This window comes from Streptomyces sp. 840.1, assembly GCF_003751445.1.
Classification (GTDB): Bacteria; Actinomycetota; Actinomycetes; order Streptomycetales; family Streptomycetaceae; genus Streptomyces.
The window spans coordinates 695,512-711,579 of the sequence record NZ_RJUU01000002.1 but is presented as its reverse complement, the minus strand read 5'-3'; the positions used below and the strand labels follow the sequence as shown (position 1 = coordinate 711,579).

General features: G+C 70.2%; 16 protein-coding genes. 11 read left to right on the top strand and 5 right to left on the bottom strand.

What is annotated here, in order from left to right:
* Position 1: 1 nt before the first annotated feature.
* A complete protein-coding gene (gene bioD, locus EDD93_RS29545; protein ID WP_123528538.1) occupies positions 2-691 on the top strand; it encodes a dethiobiotin synthase in 690 nt (229 codons plus the stop codon).
* Positions 692-777: 86 nt separating this feature from the next.
* A complete protein-coding gene (locus tag EDD93_RS29540) occupies positions 778-1,500 on the top strand; it encodes a class I SAM-dependent methyltransferase (RefSeq protein ID WP_123528537.1) in 723 nt (240 codons plus the stop codon).
* Between the two features lie 80 nt (positions 1,501-1,580).
* Here the strand turns inward: EDD93_RS29540 and EDD93_RS29535 are convergent, their stop codons facing one another.
* Positions 1,581-1,952 (bottom strand): fic family toxin-antitoxin system, toxin component, encoded by a 372-nt coding sequence (locus EDD93_RS29535; RefSeq protein WP_123528536.1) that lies wholly within the window; start codon positions 1,950-1,952, stop codon positions 1,581-1,583.
* Positions 1,949-2,176, bottom strand: coding sequence for a hypothetical protein (locus EDD93_RS29530; RefSeq protein WP_030921856.1), 228 nt, complete (start codon positions 2,174-2,176; stop codon positions 1,949-1,951). Before EDD93_RS29530 ends, EDD93_RS29535 begins: the two co-directional genes overlap by 4 nt.
* A 382-nt stretch (positions 2,177-2,558) precedes the next feature.
* Between EDD93_RS29530 and EDD93_RS29525 the strand changes: the two genes are divergently transcribed.
* The 9 genes from EDD93_RS29525 (at position 2,559) to EDD93_RS40430 (ending at position 13,496) form a co-directional block, all read left to right on the top strand.
* Positions 2,559-3,839: a cytochrome P450 gene (locus EDD93_RS29525; protein ID WP_260255986.1), complete on the top strand. Its 1,281-nt coding sequence runs from the start codon at positions 2,559-2,561 to the stop codon at positions 3,837-3,839.
* Positions 3,840-3,924: 85 nt separating this feature from the next.
* Positions 3,925-4,350 (top strand): GNAT family N-acetyltransferase, encoded by a 426-nt coding sequence (locus EDD93_RS29520; protein WP_123528534.1) that lies wholly within the window; start codon positions 3,925-3,927, stop codon positions 4,348-4,350.
* A gap of 197 nt (positions 4,351-4,547) precedes the next feature.
* Positions 4,548-5,885 (top strand): hemolysin family protein, encoded by a 1,338-nt coding sequence (locus tag EDD93_RS29515; protein WP_123528533.1) that lies wholly within the window; start codon positions 4,548-4,550, stop codon positions 5,883-5,885.
* Positions 5,882-6,901: a hemolysin family protein gene (locus EDD93_RS29510; RefSeq protein ID WP_123528532.1), complete on the top strand. Its 1,020-nt coding sequence runs from the start codon at positions 5,882-5,884 to the stop codon at positions 6,899-6,901. The genes EDD93_RS29515 and EDD93_RS29510 overlap by 4 nt, the downstream gene beginning before the upstream one ends.
* Positions 6,902-7,038: 137 nt before the next feature.
* Positions 7,039-7,881: an SGNH/GDSL hydrolase family protein gene (locus EDD93_RS29505; RefSeq protein ID WP_123528531.1), complete on the top strand. Its 843-nt coding sequence runs from the start codon at positions 7,039-7,041 to the stop codon at positions 7,879-7,881.
* A gap of 663 nt (positions 7,882-8,544) precedes the next feature.
* Positions 8,545-10,407: an ABC transporter ATP-binding protein gene (locus EDD93_RS29500; protein WP_123528530.1), complete on the top strand. Its 1,863-nt coding sequence runs from the start codon at positions 8,545-8,547 to the stop codon at positions 10,405-10,407.
* 203 nt (positions 10,408-10,610) lie between these two features.
* Complete coding sequence (locus EDD93_RS40435; protein ID WP_260255985.1) at positions 10,611-11,723, top strand: NUDIX hydrolase; 1,113 nt, start codon at positions 10,611-10,613, stop codon at positions 11,721-11,723.
* 78 nt (positions 11,724-11,801) lie between these two features.
* Positions 11,802-12,263 (top strand): SRPBCC family protein, encoded by a 462-nt coding sequence (locus EDD93_RS29490; protein WP_123528529.1) that lies wholly within the window; start codon positions 11,802-11,804, stop codon positions 12,261-12,263.
* A gap of 204 nt (positions 12,264-12,467) precedes the next feature.
* A complete protein-coding gene (locus tag EDD93_RS40430) occupies positions 12,468-13,496 on the top strand; it encodes an NUDIX hydrolase (RefSeq protein WP_260255984.1) in 1,029 nt (342 codons plus the stop codon).
* 13 nt (positions 13,497-13,509) lie between these two features.
* On the opposite strand, the gene EDD93_RS29475 is transcribed toward EDD93_RS40430, so the two are convergent.
* From EDD93_RS29475 to EDD93_RS29460, 3 genes are all read right to left on the bottom strand, one after another.
* Entirely contained in the window at positions 13,510-14,145 is a 636-nt protein-coding gene (locus EDD93_RS29475) for a hypothetical protein (RefSeq protein ID WP_123528528.1), read from the bottom strand.
* A 135-nt stretch (positions 14,146-14,280) separates the two neighbouring features.
* On the bottom strand, positions 14,281-15,030 hold the full coding sequence (locus EDD93_RS29470; RefSeq protein ID WP_123528527.1) for a transposase family protein: 750 nt from the start codon (positions 15,028-15,030) through the stop codon (positions 14,281-14,283).
* A 516-nt stretch (positions 15,031-15,546) separates the two neighbouring features.
* Positions 15,547-16,014: a hypothetical protein gene (locus tag EDD93_RS29460; RefSeq protein ID WP_123528526.1), complete on the bottom strand. Its 468-nt coding sequence runs from the start codon at positions 16,012-16,014 to the stop codon at positions 15,547-15,549.
* Positions 16,015-16,068: the final 54 nt, after the last annotated feature.

Sequence of the window (16,068 nt, the reverse complement as noted above, 5' to 3'; positions counted from 1 at the left end):
GATGAGCGTCCTGGTAGTGACGGGCACGGGCACGGAGATCGGCAAGACGATCGTGACCGCAGCCGTGGCGGCGGCCTCGGCCGGGCGCCGGGTGGCCGTGCTCAAACCGGCCCAGACAGGCCTGGCTCCCGGTGAGCCGGGCGATGCCGCCGAGGTCGTACGACTGGCGGGCGGCCATGTGACCGCCGTGGAACTGGCCCGTTTCCCCGAGCCGTTGGCGCCCGCCACGGCAGCCAGACGGGCCGGCCTCCCGCCTGTGCGCCCCTACGAGGTGGCGGAGGCGGCCGAGAAGCTGGCGGCCGAGCACGATCTCGTCCTGGTCGAGGGCGCGGGCGGGCTGCTCGTACGGTTCGACGACGAGGGGGCCACCCTGGCGGACGCGGCACGGCTGCTTTCCGCGCCGGTCCTGGTGGTGACACCCGCCGGACTCGGCACCCTCAACTCCACGGCGCTGACCTCGGAGGCGCTGCGTGCCCGTGGTCTCGACTGCCTCGGGGTGGTGGTCGGCAGCATGCCCGCCGAGCCGGATCTGGCGGAGCGCTGCAACCTGACGGATCTCCCGGTGGCCGCGGGTGCACCGCTGCTGGGCGTGATCCCGGCGGGTGCGGGCGCGCTGCGGCCTGCGGAGTTCCGTGCGCGGGCCGGTGGCTGGCTGGCCGCCGAGCTGGGCGGGGTCCGTCCGCCGGGCTGAGCGGCCGGGCGGAGCGGGACGAACCACCGGCATCCGGGGCAGAATCGGGGTAGCGGGGGACGACCGGCACGCCGAGGAGGTACGTCATGCGGTTGCGGAGTACGAAGACGCCCCAGGGCCCCCAGGACGCGGTGCACCATCCCGTCTTCGCCCGCTACTACGCCCGGATGAGCGTGGCCGCGGAGACCACCGCGGGCATCGCGCCGGTCCGGGCGGAGCTGCTGTCCGGTCTCTCGGGCCGGGTCATCGAGGTCGGGGCGGGCAACGGTCTCAACTTCGCCCACTACCCGTCCACGGTCCGCGAGGTGGTGGCGGTCGAACCGGAGCGCACGCTGCGGCAGCTGGCGGTGCGGTCCGCGCTCGGGGCCGGTGTCCCGGTCGATGTCATGCCGGGCACGGCGGAGGCGCTGCCGGTGGGCGACGGGCAGTTCGACGCCGCCGTCCTCTCGTTGGTGCTGTGCACCGTGCGGGACGTGCGGGGGTCGCTCGCGGAGATCCGGCGGGTCCTGCGGCCCGGCGGCGAGCTGCGCTTCTTCGAACACGTGCGGGCCGGGACCAGGGGCATGGCCGCCGCGCAGCGGGTGCTGGACCGGACCGTGTGGCCGCTGCTCGCCGGTGGCTGTCACACGTCGCGTGACGCGCTGGCAGCGATCGAGGCGGCCGGGTTCGTGGTGGAGTCGCACCGGGACATCCGCATTCCCGAGACCGGTGTCCGGCTGCCCACCTCGGCCTGCGTGGCCGGGGTGGCGCGACGGCCCTGGGCGGCGGAAGCGGAGGAAGAGGAACCGGTGCGGTCAGCGGACCACTGACCGCGCGGGTCGTCCGTTCCGGATCGCGGGCCCGTGGCTGCGCGAACCGGCGCCGTGTCGTCGGCGGGGCGGTCAGCCGATCACAGGCTCCACTGGCGCAGCTCGTCGGCGATCGCCCGTACGTCCGACTTGCCCTCCTTGACCAGTAGCGCCAGATCGCGCACCTGCTCGGGCGAGGTGATGACCTTCAGCCCCGATGCGACGAGATAGCCGTAGGCCACGGCGGAGGCGAACATCGCGTTGGACCGTTCCAGCGCGGGCACGTGCAACAGCAACTGCAGCAGTGATGCGGCTCTCGAGTGCGGGTCGCTGTAGACGGGGCTGCCGAAGATCTCCGCCTCGTGCCGGGCGACAGCGGCGACGAGTGCGCCCCAGTCGGTGACCTGCGGGTCGCCGGGCGTCTTGTGCTCCGCGACCATGAGCAGCCAGGAAAGATGGATCCGGAGATTCAACGGGTGCCTTTGCGCTCCGGGCCGAACTCCTCGGCGAACACCGATTCGTACTGCTTCATGAAGTCGGCGGCTGCTTCGACGAAGGTGTGTCCCACCTCGCCGGCATCCTGTTTGACGAGCTCCTCTATGTAGCGGTTCACGCTCATCCCCCTCTGGAGCGCGCGCTGCCGCGCGGCCTCGGCGGTGGCCTCGTCCACTCGTACGTTCAGCTGAGTCTTGGGCACCCCATCACGCTAGCGCGGGATCGCTAGCGTCGGCAAGAGGAACCGGCGCGTACGGTTACGGGCCGCGCTCTGTCCGGACCGCGCCGCCGGGACCGTCCGACGGTGGGCGGGGCTCGGGCGGCAGGCCCGCGCACCGGCCGCCCCGGCGCATCCGCGCAGGCCGTCGGGCCCGTCCCGGCGGCCGGGCCGGGCACAGGCGTCGGCGCCCCGGCGCACCTACCGTCGGTAGATAACCGACGGAAACCCCACCCGATCGCCCGATCGCTCGAACAAGTAGTCATAATTCCAGGTCAGGCAGGCGATGCCGATTCGCTCGACCACATCCCGGCGTCGAATCATGTGCCCGGCCGTCCAGATCCCGCGACTACTCATGGAGTGCACATTGAGTACGACGTTCCGTTCTCGTATCACCGCCAGGTTCGGCCGCAGCTACCTGGCCAGGATTCAGAAGCACGGAATCGGGTCCTCCACGATCAGGCTGCTGCCCGAGGATCTCCTGATGCTGCTGCGCAGGGACGGCCTGGATCCGGTCCGGGAACTGGCCGGGGCGCGGGCCACCGCGCCGGTGTCCAGGGTCTCGCTGCCGTTCGGCATGGACGCCTGGGTGGTCACCGGATACGAGGAGTCGAAGGCCGTGCTCGGCTCCGCCGAGGGGTTCAGCACGGACTTCGCCCACCTCGCCACGAACGCCGGGATAGCCGCCGAGCAGAGTCCCGGCGGACTGGGGTTCAGCGATCCGCCCGTGCACACCCGGCTGCGCCGCATCCTCACACCCGAGTTCACCATGCGCCGGCTGCGCCGGCTGGCCCCGCGGATCGACGCCATCGTCGGGGAACGGCTGGCCGCGATGGAGTCCGTGCGGGGCCCGGTCGATCTGGTGCACGAGTTCGCGCTGCCCATCCCCTCCCTCACGATCTGCGAACTGCTCGGCGTGCCCTACGAGGACCGCAACGACTTCCAGCAGCTGGCGATGGACCGCTTCGACCTCTTCGGGGGGACGACAGCGCCCTTCGGCGCCATGTCCGCGTCCCTGGACTACTTCAGGGAGGTCGTCAGGGCGCAGCGCGCCAAGCCGGGCGACGGCCTGCTCGGCATGATCGTGCGCGAGCACGGCGACAGCGTCGACGACGAGGAACTCGCGGGCCTCGCCGACGGCGTGCTCACCGGCGGGTTCGAGACGACAGCCAGCACGATCGCGCTCGGCTCGCTCGTCCTGCTGCGGAACGAGGACGTGCTCACCCGGCTGCGCGAGGACGACACGACGACCGCGCCGTTCGTCGAAGAGGTGCTGCGCTACCTCTCCGCCGTACAGATGGCCTTCCCCCGGTTCGCCCGCCGGGACATCGAGATAGCCGGGGTCGTCATTCCGCGCGGGGACATGGTCCTCTGTTCGCTGAGCGGCGCCAACCGGGACGCGTCGTACGTGATGGACGACGGCCGCTTCGACCTGGACCGCGCCACCCCCTCAGGGCACCTCGCCTTCGGCCACGGCATCCACCGGTGCATAGGCGCCGAACTGGCCCGGATGGAGCTGCGGTCGGCCTACCCGGCGCTGGCCCGGCGGTTTCCCGGTATGCGGCTCGCCGTGCCGCCGCAGGACCTCGCCTTCCGCAAGCTGTCGATCGTCTACGGCATCGAGTCCCTGCCGGTGCACCTGCGCTGAGACCGGTACGGAAACCCGCCCGCACCGCGCGGCAGGGGCGGGTATTCGCTGGCGGCACGGCACGGCACTCTGCTTGGCTCACCGGATGAGTGATCTCCACATCCGGTGTGCCACCCCCTCGGACATCGACGCCGTGCTGAGGTTCTGGCGTACGGCGGCAGAAGGTACGAGCATCAGCGACGACCACGACGGGGTGGCGCGGCTCGTCGCACGCGACCCCGAGGCCCTGCTCCTCGCGGAGCGTGACGGGGTTCTGGTGGGGACCGTCATCGCCGGTTTCGACGGGTGGCGGTGCTCCGCCTACCGGCTGGCCGTCGCCCCGGACTGCCGCAGGCAAGGCATAGCCACCGCCCTGATGGCCTCGGCCGAGCAGCGGTTCGCCGGCCTCGGCGGGCGGCGCGTCGACGCCATGGTGCTGGAGGCCAACGAGCGCGCGCACCACACCTGGGACGCGGCCGGCTATCAGCGCGAGGACCACTGGCGGCGCTGGGTGAAGCCGCTGGGGGAATGAGGCCGCTTCGGGAGCTTCGGACGGTAAACGGCCACGCACTCACGAGCGACTTTGCTGATCCTTTACCATGGGTGTTCCCCTGCCGATCCATACGAAAGGTGTGAGCGTCCGTCCATGGGCGAGCCTCCCAGTAGCCGACATCGCCGATACCGAGCGATCCCCCCGTCCCTGCCCGATCATGGGACGGAGGTGAACCGATGACCGAAGTGCTTCTGCTGCTCGTGGCGGTACTGCTCTCCCTTGCCTGCGGCGCCTTCGTCGCGGCGGAGTTCTCCCTGACCACAGTCGAACGCGGCCAGCTCGAACGGGCCGTCGAGCAGGGTGAACGTGGCGCGTCGAGCGCCATGAAGGCCGTACGCAGCCTCACCTTCCAGCTCTCCGGGGCCCAGCTGGGCATCACCGTCACCAACCTGGTGGTCGGCATGCTCTCCGAACCCTCGATCGCGAAACTCATCCGGGGGCCCATCGAGGCCGTCGGGCTGTCCCCCGGCGTGTCGTCGTCCGTGGCGCTCGTCATCGGTACGGCCCTGTCCACCGTGTTCCTGATGGTCGTCGGCGAGCTCGTCCCGAAGAACTGGGCGATCTCCTCGCCGCTGGCGGTCGCGAAGGCCGTGGCCACCCCGCAGCGGGTCTTCACCGCCCTCTTCCGGCCCTTCATCAGCCACCTCAACAACACCGCCAACCGGATCGTGCGCCGGGTCGGGCTCGAACCCGCCGAGGAACTGGCGACGGCCCGCAGCCCCCAGGAGCTGGTGGCCCTGGCCCGGCACTCCGCCAAGGCCGGCGCCCTGGAGGCGGACACCGCCGAACTCTTCGTCCGCACCCTCAACCTCGCGGAGCTCACCGCGGAGAACGTGATGACCCCGCGGGTCCAGGTCACCGCCCTGGAGGTGCGGGCCACGGCCGAGGACGTCGCGAACGCCACCCGGGCGACCGGCCTGTCCCGGTTCCCCGTGTACCGGGGCAGCCTCGACACCGTCGTCGGAGTCGCCCACATCAAGGACGTGCTGGCGATCCCCGCCGAGCAGCGGCCCCGTAAGCGGATCGGCGACATGCTGCGCGAGCCGCTGCTCGTGCCGGAGACGCTCACCGTGGACCGGTTGCTCGACCGCCTCTCCGGCAAGCTCGCGATGGCGGTCGTCATCGACGAGTACGGCGGCACCGCCGGTGTGGTGACGCTGGAGGACATCGTCGAGGAGGTCGTCGGCGAGGTGCGGGACGAACACGACCCGCACGAGACGCCGGACCTCGCGCCCGCCGGTGAGGACGCAGACGGCCGCACCCTGTGGTCGGCCGACGGCGCGGCCAGGACCGACCAGCTGGAGAGGATCGGACTGCGCGTGCCGGACGGACCGTACGAGACCCTCGCCGGGCTGATCGCCTCGGAGGTGGGCCGGATCCCCGCCGTCGGTGACTCGGTCGAGTTCGCCGGCTGGCGGCTCGATGTGGTGGACGCCTCGGGGCGCCGCGCCGCGAGGGCGCTGCTGCACGCGCCGCTGCCCGGCTCCGACGAGCCGTCGGAGGACGACCGATGACCGCCGTACAGCTTTTCATCGGCCTGATGACCCTGGTCGTGAACGCCTTCTTCGTCGGTGCGGAGTTCGCCCTCATCTCCGTACGGCGCAGTCAGATCGAGCCGCAGGCGGAGGACGGGAACCGGCGTGCGCGCAGCGTCATCTGGGGGCTCGAACACGTCTCCGCGCTGCTCGCCGCGGCCCAGCTGGGCATCACGCTCTGCACCCTGGTCCTCGGTATCGTCGCCGAACCGGCCATCGCGCATCTGCTGGAGCCGGTCTTCAACGCCGTGGGCATGCCGCACGGACTGGTCCACCCGATCTCGTTCGTGATCGCGCTGTCCGTGGCGACGTACCTGCACATGCTGCTGGGCGAGATGGTGCCGAAGAACATCGCGCTCGCCGAGCCCGTGCGGACCGCGCTGGTACTGGGTCCGCCGCTGGTGGCGCTGGCACGGGCACTGCGCCCGGTGATCTTCGCGATCAACGCCTTCGCCAACGCCCTGCTGAAGCTGTTGCGGGTGGAGACCAAGGACGAGGTGTCCGCCACCTTCTCGGACGACGAGCTGGCCCGTCTGGTGAAGGACGCCGGGGATGCGGGCCTGGTCGACGACCGGGCGGCGGAGCGGCTGCACCACGCGCTGGAGCTGGGCCGCAGGCCCGTGCGCGACGTGGTGCTGCCTGTGGACCGGGTGATGTACACGAGGGTCGGTACGAGCCCGGAGGAGCTGGAGCGGCTCTCGTCCGAGACCGGGTTCTCACGTTTCCCGGTGATGGACAGCGAGCAGCGGATCCTGGGCTACCTCCACGTGAAGGACGCCCTCGATGTCACGCCGCGCGACGAGCCCTTCCCGGTGACGGCGATGCGGCCGATCGCCCGGGTACGGGCCTCCACGCCCCTCGACGACGTGCTGACCGCGCTGCGGCGCAGCCGTACGCACCTCGCGGCGGTCGTCGACGAGGACGACCGGCTGGCCGGGATGGTGACGATGGAGGATGTGCTCCGGGAGCTCGTGGGACGGCCGCAGGCCCGCTGACCAGCCCCGCTGACCAGCCCCGCCCCGGTCCCGGCTCGGACCCCCGAGCCGGGACCGGCCCCGGCAGGCCCGGGTCGGGCCTGCCCCGCCCGGCATTCGGGCAGGGCGGGCCGGCTGCGCGATATCATCACATCGCCATGGAATTGAATGCCACCTACACCAGTCTCGTCGCGATCGGCGACTCGTTCACCGAGGGCATGTCGGACCGGCTGCCGGACGGTTCGTACCGGGGCTGGGCGGACGTCCTCGCTACCCGGCTCGCAGCCCGGACTCCCGGATTCCGGTACGCCAACCTCGCCGTACGCGGCAAGCTCATCGGCCAGATCGTCGACGAGCAGGTGGACGTCGCCGCAGCGCTGCGACCGGACGTGGTGACGCTGGTGGGCGGGCTCAACGACACCCTTCGCCCCAAGTGCGACATGGGCATGGTCCGGGGGCGGCTGGAAGAGGCCGTCGAACGCCTCGCGCCGTCGTGCAAGAAGCTGGTGCTGATGCGCAGCCCGGGGCGCAACGGACCCGTGATGGAACGGTTCCGCCCCCGGATGGAGGAGCTGTTCGCCCTGGTCGACGATCTGGCCGCCCGGCATGGCGCGGAGGTCGTCGATCTGTACGGGTCACAGGTCCTGGGCGACCCCCGGATGTGGGACGTCGACCGGCTGCACCTGACCGCCGAGGGCCATCGCAGGGTGGCCGAGGCGGTGTGGCAGACGCTGGGCCTGCCCGCCGAGAACGACTGGCAGACAGTGCTGCCCGCCGCCGTCCCGCCGCGGTGGGCCACCCGGCGCGTCGACGACGCCCGCTTCGCGCGCGAGCACCTGTTCCCCTGGATAGGACGGCGCCTGACCGGCCGCTCCTCGGGGGACGGGCGCTCGGGAGCCCAGTTCAGCGCCGAGCTGGGACGGGCCTTCTGGGTCACCCCTGACGACGCCGCGGCCCCTGGGCCGGTCGCCACGTGGCGCCGGGTGGACGCGGGCGAATAGCCGTCCGGCGACTCGGCGCGGCGGCAGACCGTCGCCCGTACCGGTACCGGGATGCCGCCGGCCGACGAAGGCCCGCGCCGCCATAGCGAGCACCAACGCAGCGCTGCCGCAGCACTGCCGGACGAAGATCACTACAGGGCCGCGCCTCTCTCCCCGCCACGGCGCGCTCAGCCATGCCGTCGCACACCGCCGCACCGAGTCCGGGGCCGGCACGGCAATCCCCCGGAGGAGTGAGCGGCCGCGTCGAACTGATTTCAGCGCCCGCCGCCGCGCCCTGCCCGCCCAATCGGCCCGATCAGAACATGCGTTCACAAAATGAGCCGTGACGGAGCCCGATCCGACGCGTTTTTAGAGCACTAGTGCCACTTCGCCGCTCGGATGGAGCAACGCCGTGATCCCCGCCCCCACTCCCGTGCATCAGCCCTCTGGAATCGAACAGCGACCTGCCGCCGTGCCGGTGGGCCGCACCGACCGCACCCGCCGCTCAACCTGTCCGGATACGGGGTGGGTGGCATGAGCGAGCCGACCGATGAAACGACCGGGAACGTCCCCGGACCGCGCCCCGCCCCCCTTCCGCCCGCTCCTCTTCCGCCCGCCCCGCCGCCCGGGTCGGCGGAGCACGCGACGGCCGCCGCTGCGGAGCAGGCCTCCCCCGCGCCGGAGATGCGGTACGTGGACCTGACCGGCAGCCGTGAAGCAGCCGGACGGTCCATCCGGATGCGTGACATGGCCCGCCGCCTGCCCCAGCTGGTCCGGCGCTCCCTCGCCCTCGCCTGGCGCGTCGACCGGCGGGCCACTCTCGGCCTGCTGCTGTGCCAGTCGGTGGCGGGCGTGATGCAGGCCCTGGGCCTGATCGCGATCAGCGGCACCCTCACGGCCCTGCTGACCGGCGGTGACGTCTACCACCGGCTTCTTCAGGCCTGGCCGTCCGTGGCCCTGCTGGCGACCGCGTCCGGGGTACGGGCCCTGCTGGGGATCACCGTCAGCTGGCTCTCCTCCCGGCTGAGCCCACTGATGTCGCGCGAGGCCGAGCAGATGCTGCTCACCGGCTGCGCCTCGGTGGAGCTGTCCGCCTACGACGACCCCGACTTCAACCGCGACCGGGAAGCCGCCGACCGAGGGGCGCAGGTCACCGGCGACCTGATCAACGAGGGCCAGGACCTGATCGCCTCGACCGCGTCCTTCCTCGCGGGTGCCGCGGTGCTCGCCGGGGTGAACTGGATGCTCCTCCCCCTCCTGGTCGCGGCCAGCCTGCCGCAGGCCCTCGCTCAGGTCAGCGCCGCCCGGGTCCGCTACCTGGCCAACCTCCGCAGCAACGGCGACAACCGCATGCTCTCGGTACTGCGCTGGCACATCTTCACCCGGGATGCCGCCGACCAGATCCGGGCCGGCACGATGGCCGGCTTCCTGTCCGGCCGCTACCGGCAGACAGTCGCCCGGATCAACCACGAGGACCGCGTCGCAGCCGACAAGGGCGCCCGCATGTCGCTGATCGGCGCACTGTGCGGCGGCCTCGGCTCGACCGTCGTGTGGGCGGCGGTGGTGTGGCTGCTCGCCACCGGCCGCATCAGCGTCGGGCATGCCGGAACGGCCGTCTTCGCCCTGCAGACGGTGGGCCAGTCGGTACGGGGGCTCGTCGCCGTCGGGGCCAGAGCGGTGCGCACGGGGCTGTACATGGACGACTGGAGCAGATTCCTCGACCTGGCCGGCGGGTACGCCATGCGCCGCGGCGAGCACCGGCCGGAGCCACCGGACGAGATCGAGATCAGGTCGGTCTCGCACCGCTACGCCGGAAAGGACCAGGACGCGCTGTCCGGCGTCTCGCTCACCCTGCGCCGCGGCGAGGTGACCGCACTGGTGGGCTTCAACGGCTCGGGGAAGTCGACCTTGTCGAAGCTGGTCAGCGGTCTCTACCTGCCCACCGGCGGACAGGTGCTGTGGGACGGCGTCCCCACCGGCGACGCCGACCCGCAGGCACTGTGGCAGCAAGTGGCCCTGGTGCCACAGGACTACGCCCACTGGCCGCTGACGGTGCGCGAGAACGTGACCCAGGGCCAGCCCACCGCCCGGGGCGACGCCGCGGTCCACGAGGCCTGTGAGGCCGCTGACGCGGACGAGGTCGTCGACCAGCTCGGCGCCGGCCTGGACACCCTCCTGGCCCGTGAGTGGCTGAACGGCGAGGAGCTGAGCGGCGGCCAGTGGCAGCGCATCGCCCTCGCGCGGGCATTCTTCCGCGAGGCAGGCCTCCTGGTCCTGGACGAGCCGACCGCGAACCTCGACCCCCGCGCCGAGTACAGGATCTTCCAACGGCTCCGGGACCTGGCACGGGACCGCGTGGTGTTGCTGGTCACCCACCGGATCACGAACGTGGCCGTCGCCGACCGCATCGTGGTCCTGGACGGGGGCAGGGTCGTGCAGGAGGGCACGTACAAGGATCTCGCCGCACAGGAGGGCCTGTTCAGGCAGTTGCTCTCCTACCAGGTCACCTCCGAGGCGAACGACGACACATACGGAACCCACGCGTGACGTGAGACCGGCCGTGGGGCAGCGAGCCGTCAGCCCCGCCGCAAACCGACCCGGCTCCCGGACGAGCCACCCCTCCCACGGAGACACACAGTGATCACACCTCCCGGCGGAATTGCCGCCGACCCCGTCGTACCGGCCCCGGCGCACGTCGATCCGGCCGACGTGAACGCGGCCGTGCTCGCCCGGTGGCCGGGAGGTGTGTCGTGACCCGCGAGCAGCGCTACAAGCAGCCCGTCGACGTCCACCTGATCCTGCGCCGCGAAACACCCGCAGGACCGGAGATCCTGCTGTCGCGCCGCGCCGGAGACGTCTACGCGGCGGGCCTCTGGCATCTTCCGTCCGGGCATACGGAGGACGGCGAGGACATCCGCGAAGCGCTGATCCGCGAAGCGCGCGAGGAGACGGGGGTGCTGATCGACCCGGCCCACGTCAGCTTCGCGGTCGCGGTGCACCACCGTGCTCCGGCCGGCACCGCGGCCCGGGTCGGGTTCTTCTTCGAGGTTCTCAACTGGCAGGGCTCGCCCCGCATTCTGGAACCTGCGGTGTGCGACGGCATGGCCTGGTTCCGGCTGGAGCACCTGGTCTCGCCCATGGTCGCCTACTGCCGGGCCGGGCTCGACGCATACCGCAGCGGCCGGCACCTGGCCCTGCACTTCCAGGACCCGGACGACCTGATCCCGTACGCCCCGGACGCCGATCGCAGCGACCCGGTCCCGACCGCCCGCGCCATCCCGCTCCAGTCGGGCGGGCCGGAAGTCCGGGTCCGCGCGATGGCCGGGCAGGCAGCCGGCCGGATCGCTGAGCCGCGCACCGCCCGCGTACTGCTGCCGCCGGAGGAGTACGCGTCGTCCGTACCCAAGTCGACCGGATCGGCCTTCATCTTCTTCACCGACCGGGACAACCGTCCGGTGCAGTTGCGGGCCACCTACTCCCAGGCGCACCCCTGGCAGTTTCCCGGCGGCACGATGGACCACGGCGAGCGGCCGTGGGAAACGGCCCAGCGCGAATGCCGCGAGGAGACCGGGCTCGACGTGGCAGGGCCGCCCCGACTGCTCGCCTCGGTCTTCGGACCGCCCGGGGGCGGCTGGCCGTTCAGTACGACCGGGTGTGTCTTCGACGGCGGCCGGCTCTCCGACGCGCAGATCCGGTCCATCGTCCTGGACCCGGACGAGCACGACGCGCTGCGTGTCCTCACGTTGAAGGAATGGGAACCGCTCATGCCCTCGCAGGACTACGCCCGCCTGGAGGCGGTGATGACGGCCCGGCTGACCGGCACGACCGCCTACTTCGACTCCTGGGGCTGGGGGAACGGCTGAGCATCGTGCCGCCGTCGGCCGCTGTCCGGCCAGTGCGGGGCGGCTTGCGCGGGGGCGGTCTGTGCGAGGCTGACCGGCATGACGACAGACCGATTCGATGTGCGGCGTCGGATCGCCGCGGCCCCGGACAAGATCTTCGCTGTGCTGAGCGCCCCCTCGGGACACGTCGCGATCGACAGTTCGGGGATGCTGCAGTCCGCCGAGGGCGATCCCGTGCGCGCGGCCGGCGAGGAGTTCATCGTGCACATGGACCGGGAGTCGCTCAACGACTACCCGCTCGGCAAGTACGACGTCACCGTGATCATCACGCGGTTCGAGCAGGACGCCCTCATCGAGTGGACCATCTCCGGCCAGGTGCAGCCTCCGATGCGTCATATCTACGGCTACCAGCTGGAACCCGTCCCGGGCGGCACGCTGGTGACGTCGTACTACGACTGGAGCGAGATCGACGAGCGCTACCGGGAGGCGGGTATCTTTCCGGTCATCCCCGAGGCCGGACTGCGCGCGACGCTCGGCATCCTGGCGCGGACTGTGGAGTAGAGGGCACCGGTCGCTCTCCACCCGGTCCGTGCCCCGTACTCGTACCGCGTCCGTACTCGTAACTCGTACCGCGTCCGTACCTGTGCTCGTACTTGTACTTGTACTCGACGATCTCCATCGGCTGAGCGCCGTCGCCTCGGATCGTCTCGACGCGGCTGCTCTTCTTCCGCTCGTTCGCCTGTACCGACTACTGATCGGACCGTCATGGCGCAGCAGCCAACCCCCGACGATCTGCCCGGCTCCTCCATGACCGACGAGGAGTACGGGGCGCTGCGTGCCTCTGCCGCCCTGTGGGCCGGGACCTCTGTGCTGATCACGAACACGTTCGGACACGTTCTGGTGCAGCACGTGGACTATCTCGCCACCTGTCTCCTGCCGGGAGGCGGTGTTGACGCGGGCGAGTCCCCCGCACACGGTGCCGCCCGCGAGCTGATGGAGGAGCTCGGTGTCACCGCTGTCATCGATCAGGGCCTGGCCGTCGACTGGATCAGCGCCGACAGCACCGGCGCCGCCCCGGCTGTGCGGTTTCCCGGCGAGATCCTGCACGTCTTCGACGGCGGCACCTGGGACGACGCCCGGATCTCCGAGATCCGTCTGCCCCCGAGCGAAATCACCGGCGTCGAGTTCATCGAGCCCGCACGGCTGCCCGAACTGCTCGCGCCGTCCGATGCCCGCCGCGCCCTGTCCGCGCTGCGCGCCCGGATCAACGCCGCCGGCACCGTACTCCTGGCGAACGGTCTCCCGATCGCGCCGACCGTCCTGGACCGCCTCGGCGTCCTGCGGACCGCCCGCCCCGTCTGCCGCTACCCGTGGCACGACGGCGCGACGCCGCAGGATCTCACCGTGAAGCAGGTGTGGGGATGGCTCTTCGCACCGGACGTTATGCAAGCGCTACGTGTGTCCAACCCTGAAGTGTCTCGTCTGAAACGGAGGCGGCGGCGACCCCTGTGTCCAACGCCTGCGAATCCTGCGAGCGGTCACCTATTCACCGACGGCAGTCCGTGCGCAACTCGGCCATGCGCCGGTGCCACCACAACACTTCGTCGACCTCGGCCGCCACCGACTCCTCGCCCGCTGCCAGCCGCTCGACGGTGGCCCGGGCACGCCGGCGATCCCGGCTCAGCGCAAGGCCCGCCGCGAGTACGAGAACCGCGTCAGCACTCTCACGTCCCGGCCATGATCGTTCTCAGCGCCAACCGCTGTACCGATGGGACGACCGCCGCCGGTCGTTAGTTAGCGCACCTGCTCAGCCATTGCTGACGTGACGCCTCCATTCCTTCGTTCCCTCGTCCCAGTAGATAGTCACGGTCCCATTAGCCTCATCAGGGGCTGCCAGGGCTTCGAGGTCAGTTGAGGCCAGGGCGGCCAGCGCCGCGTCGGGGAGACGCGGCGGCACAATGAAGCGCAGACCAGCGGCCGTCTCTTCGACGACTACCTGCGCACGCCGATGAATGGCTGGGGCGTCGTCCGCATATTGGCTGATCACACGGCGGGTAGTCGCCCTTGCTGCTTCAAATGCCCGTTGCCCGGCCTGTGTGGCGAGTGACTGAATGAAGGGCAGAACCGCAGCGGTCACAGTCATCCCCGCAACAGTTGCTGCCACGGTGATGACCCCAGTGTTGTTCTTCCCTCCATAGAGCATGGTTCGGAAGACCGTGTGCGTGCTGACTTCACGCCAAGCCGGGTCCGTACCGGGCGCCGTGAGGTGACCCCGAAACTCTTGGAGGAGGAGCGAGTTCTCGGTTGAGCGGGGTTCGCCGGCGGCCTCTGCTCGATCCAGCCACTCCCAGATATCCCCGCAGGCAGCCGAGCCCGTAAGAAACTCCACGTAGATCGACAGGACATCTCCCCGCTGGGCCAGGGTTTCTTGGCTGTGCGTCATGGTTCCCCTTGTCTCCGGCACCGAGTCTTCATAGTGACGGGGCTCCGCACCAAGTCAAGCGAACGATGACTCGATCATCAGATACTTGCTCACCCAGCCCGCAGACCTGCGGGAGATCACACACAGTGAGCGTTTTCAGCGTTGCCTATCGAGGGTGAGGACGGCTCTGGCGATGACGCTCATTCGGTTGGGGCTGATGCGGGATCTGCGGAAGATCTGCCAGGACTTCAGTCGTGCCATGCCTCGTTCGACGGGTGCACGGGCTGCGGACAGGGCCCGGTTCGCGGTCTGCTCGGTGGGTGTGAGTTCGCCGCCTGGCGGGCGGCGCTTGGCGGTGGTGACCCAGTCGCCGGCACCGATGTAGGCCATGTCGGCCAGGATCGGGACGCCCTGGCGTTCGCAGATCCGAAGGATCTTGTGCGTGCGGGCTGCCGTCAGATCGTGGGTCCGGCCCGGCAGCGCTGGCGACAACCACAGGATCTCCCCGCCGGGATCTGTGACGACCTGCACGTTCACCCCGTGCCGCTTGTGTTTCGACGAGTAGTCGGCCCTGCCGTCCCCGACGCGGTCGCACTCGGCGAGCGTGCCGTCCAGGAGAACGAAGTCCGGATCGTGTGCGCGCAGCGTCTTCAGCAGGCCGGGCGCCTGCTCGGCGAGCAGGCCGGTGACCGCGGTGACGTAGGCATGGGCGGTGCCGACGGATATCCCGAAGGCCGCGGTGATACGAGCCAGCGTTTCATGGCGGCGCAGGTACACCAGTGCGATCAACGCCCGCCGGTGCGGTGGAAGCTTGCACCGGCGGTCACCTTCACGAGTGACGATGAGCATCGTGACCCACTCGACCAGGGCGTGAGGCAGGTCGAGTACGGCAGGATATGGACCCAACAGGGCTCCTGTGCTGCTGAGTTGAGACGTCGAACACCTCCCTCAACGGCACGGGAGCCCTGTCCGTTGCGCACCCCGAACCCACACCGCCCCGTCACCCGATCAGTGGCCACTCCGAAAACGCTCAGTCATCAGCGGGCTGGGGGCGGCTGGGAATTGACGACAGTTGAATACGAGAGCCCACCACTACCGAGGCCGCAGAGGCCGGTGGGTTCAGGGAAATCGAAGCCTATTCAGTGGGAACTCGTGGGTCGGTCCGTCTGCATCAACTCGGCTTATCTGTGGGTTCGGCGGGAACTGTGGGTTGGGCCACGAGGCGGTGGACTTCGGCCGCACTCTCGACCGGGTCACGATTCAGAAGAATCCGGGCGGTCGTCAGCAACTCGCCGGTCCTCGCCGAGGACGCCGCCAGAATGTCCCCAGACCTCATCGCCCGTTCGACGTCGCCGTCTACGGCGTGAGCACGGGCAGCCCGCACCCGCGCCGTAGACGTGAGCCGCGACGGTCCAGCGCGGTTCAAAAGGCGTGGGCTGCCGTGCCATTGTCGCCGCGGGGACCCTTGCGGATCGTGTACTCGGGTACGGGCTTGGTGTACACGCCATAGGGGTCTTCCGGGCCCCTTTTATGGGTGACTGGGCGGATGCTGAAGCTCAGGCCATGAATTCTGTCGGGCGTGGTGTTGTTCAGCTCGGCGAGGCGAGCGCGGATGTGGGGCTCGGCCTCGGCGTGTGCCTCGGAAAGGGTTCCGTGCAGAGCATAGGTGCCCTCATCGGCGTAGTAGGGGATACGTGAGTGGTCACGTCCATCTACGCGGTACCTCGCGGCCCAGGTGCAGCCGAGTAGGTTGGGACCGAGAGGGTAGCGCTCGGAGCCGTCGCAAGCTCCGAAAGGGGCGACCTCATGGTGTACGACCGTGCCGTCTTCCGTAAGTACACGCTCCTGGTAACAGCCTCGGCATCTGCCCGTCTGCTTCTCGGTGGTCAAGGCGCCTCCTGGCAACTGGTGGCTGCTGCTTCGGACGTCGTCACTCGCTCATGA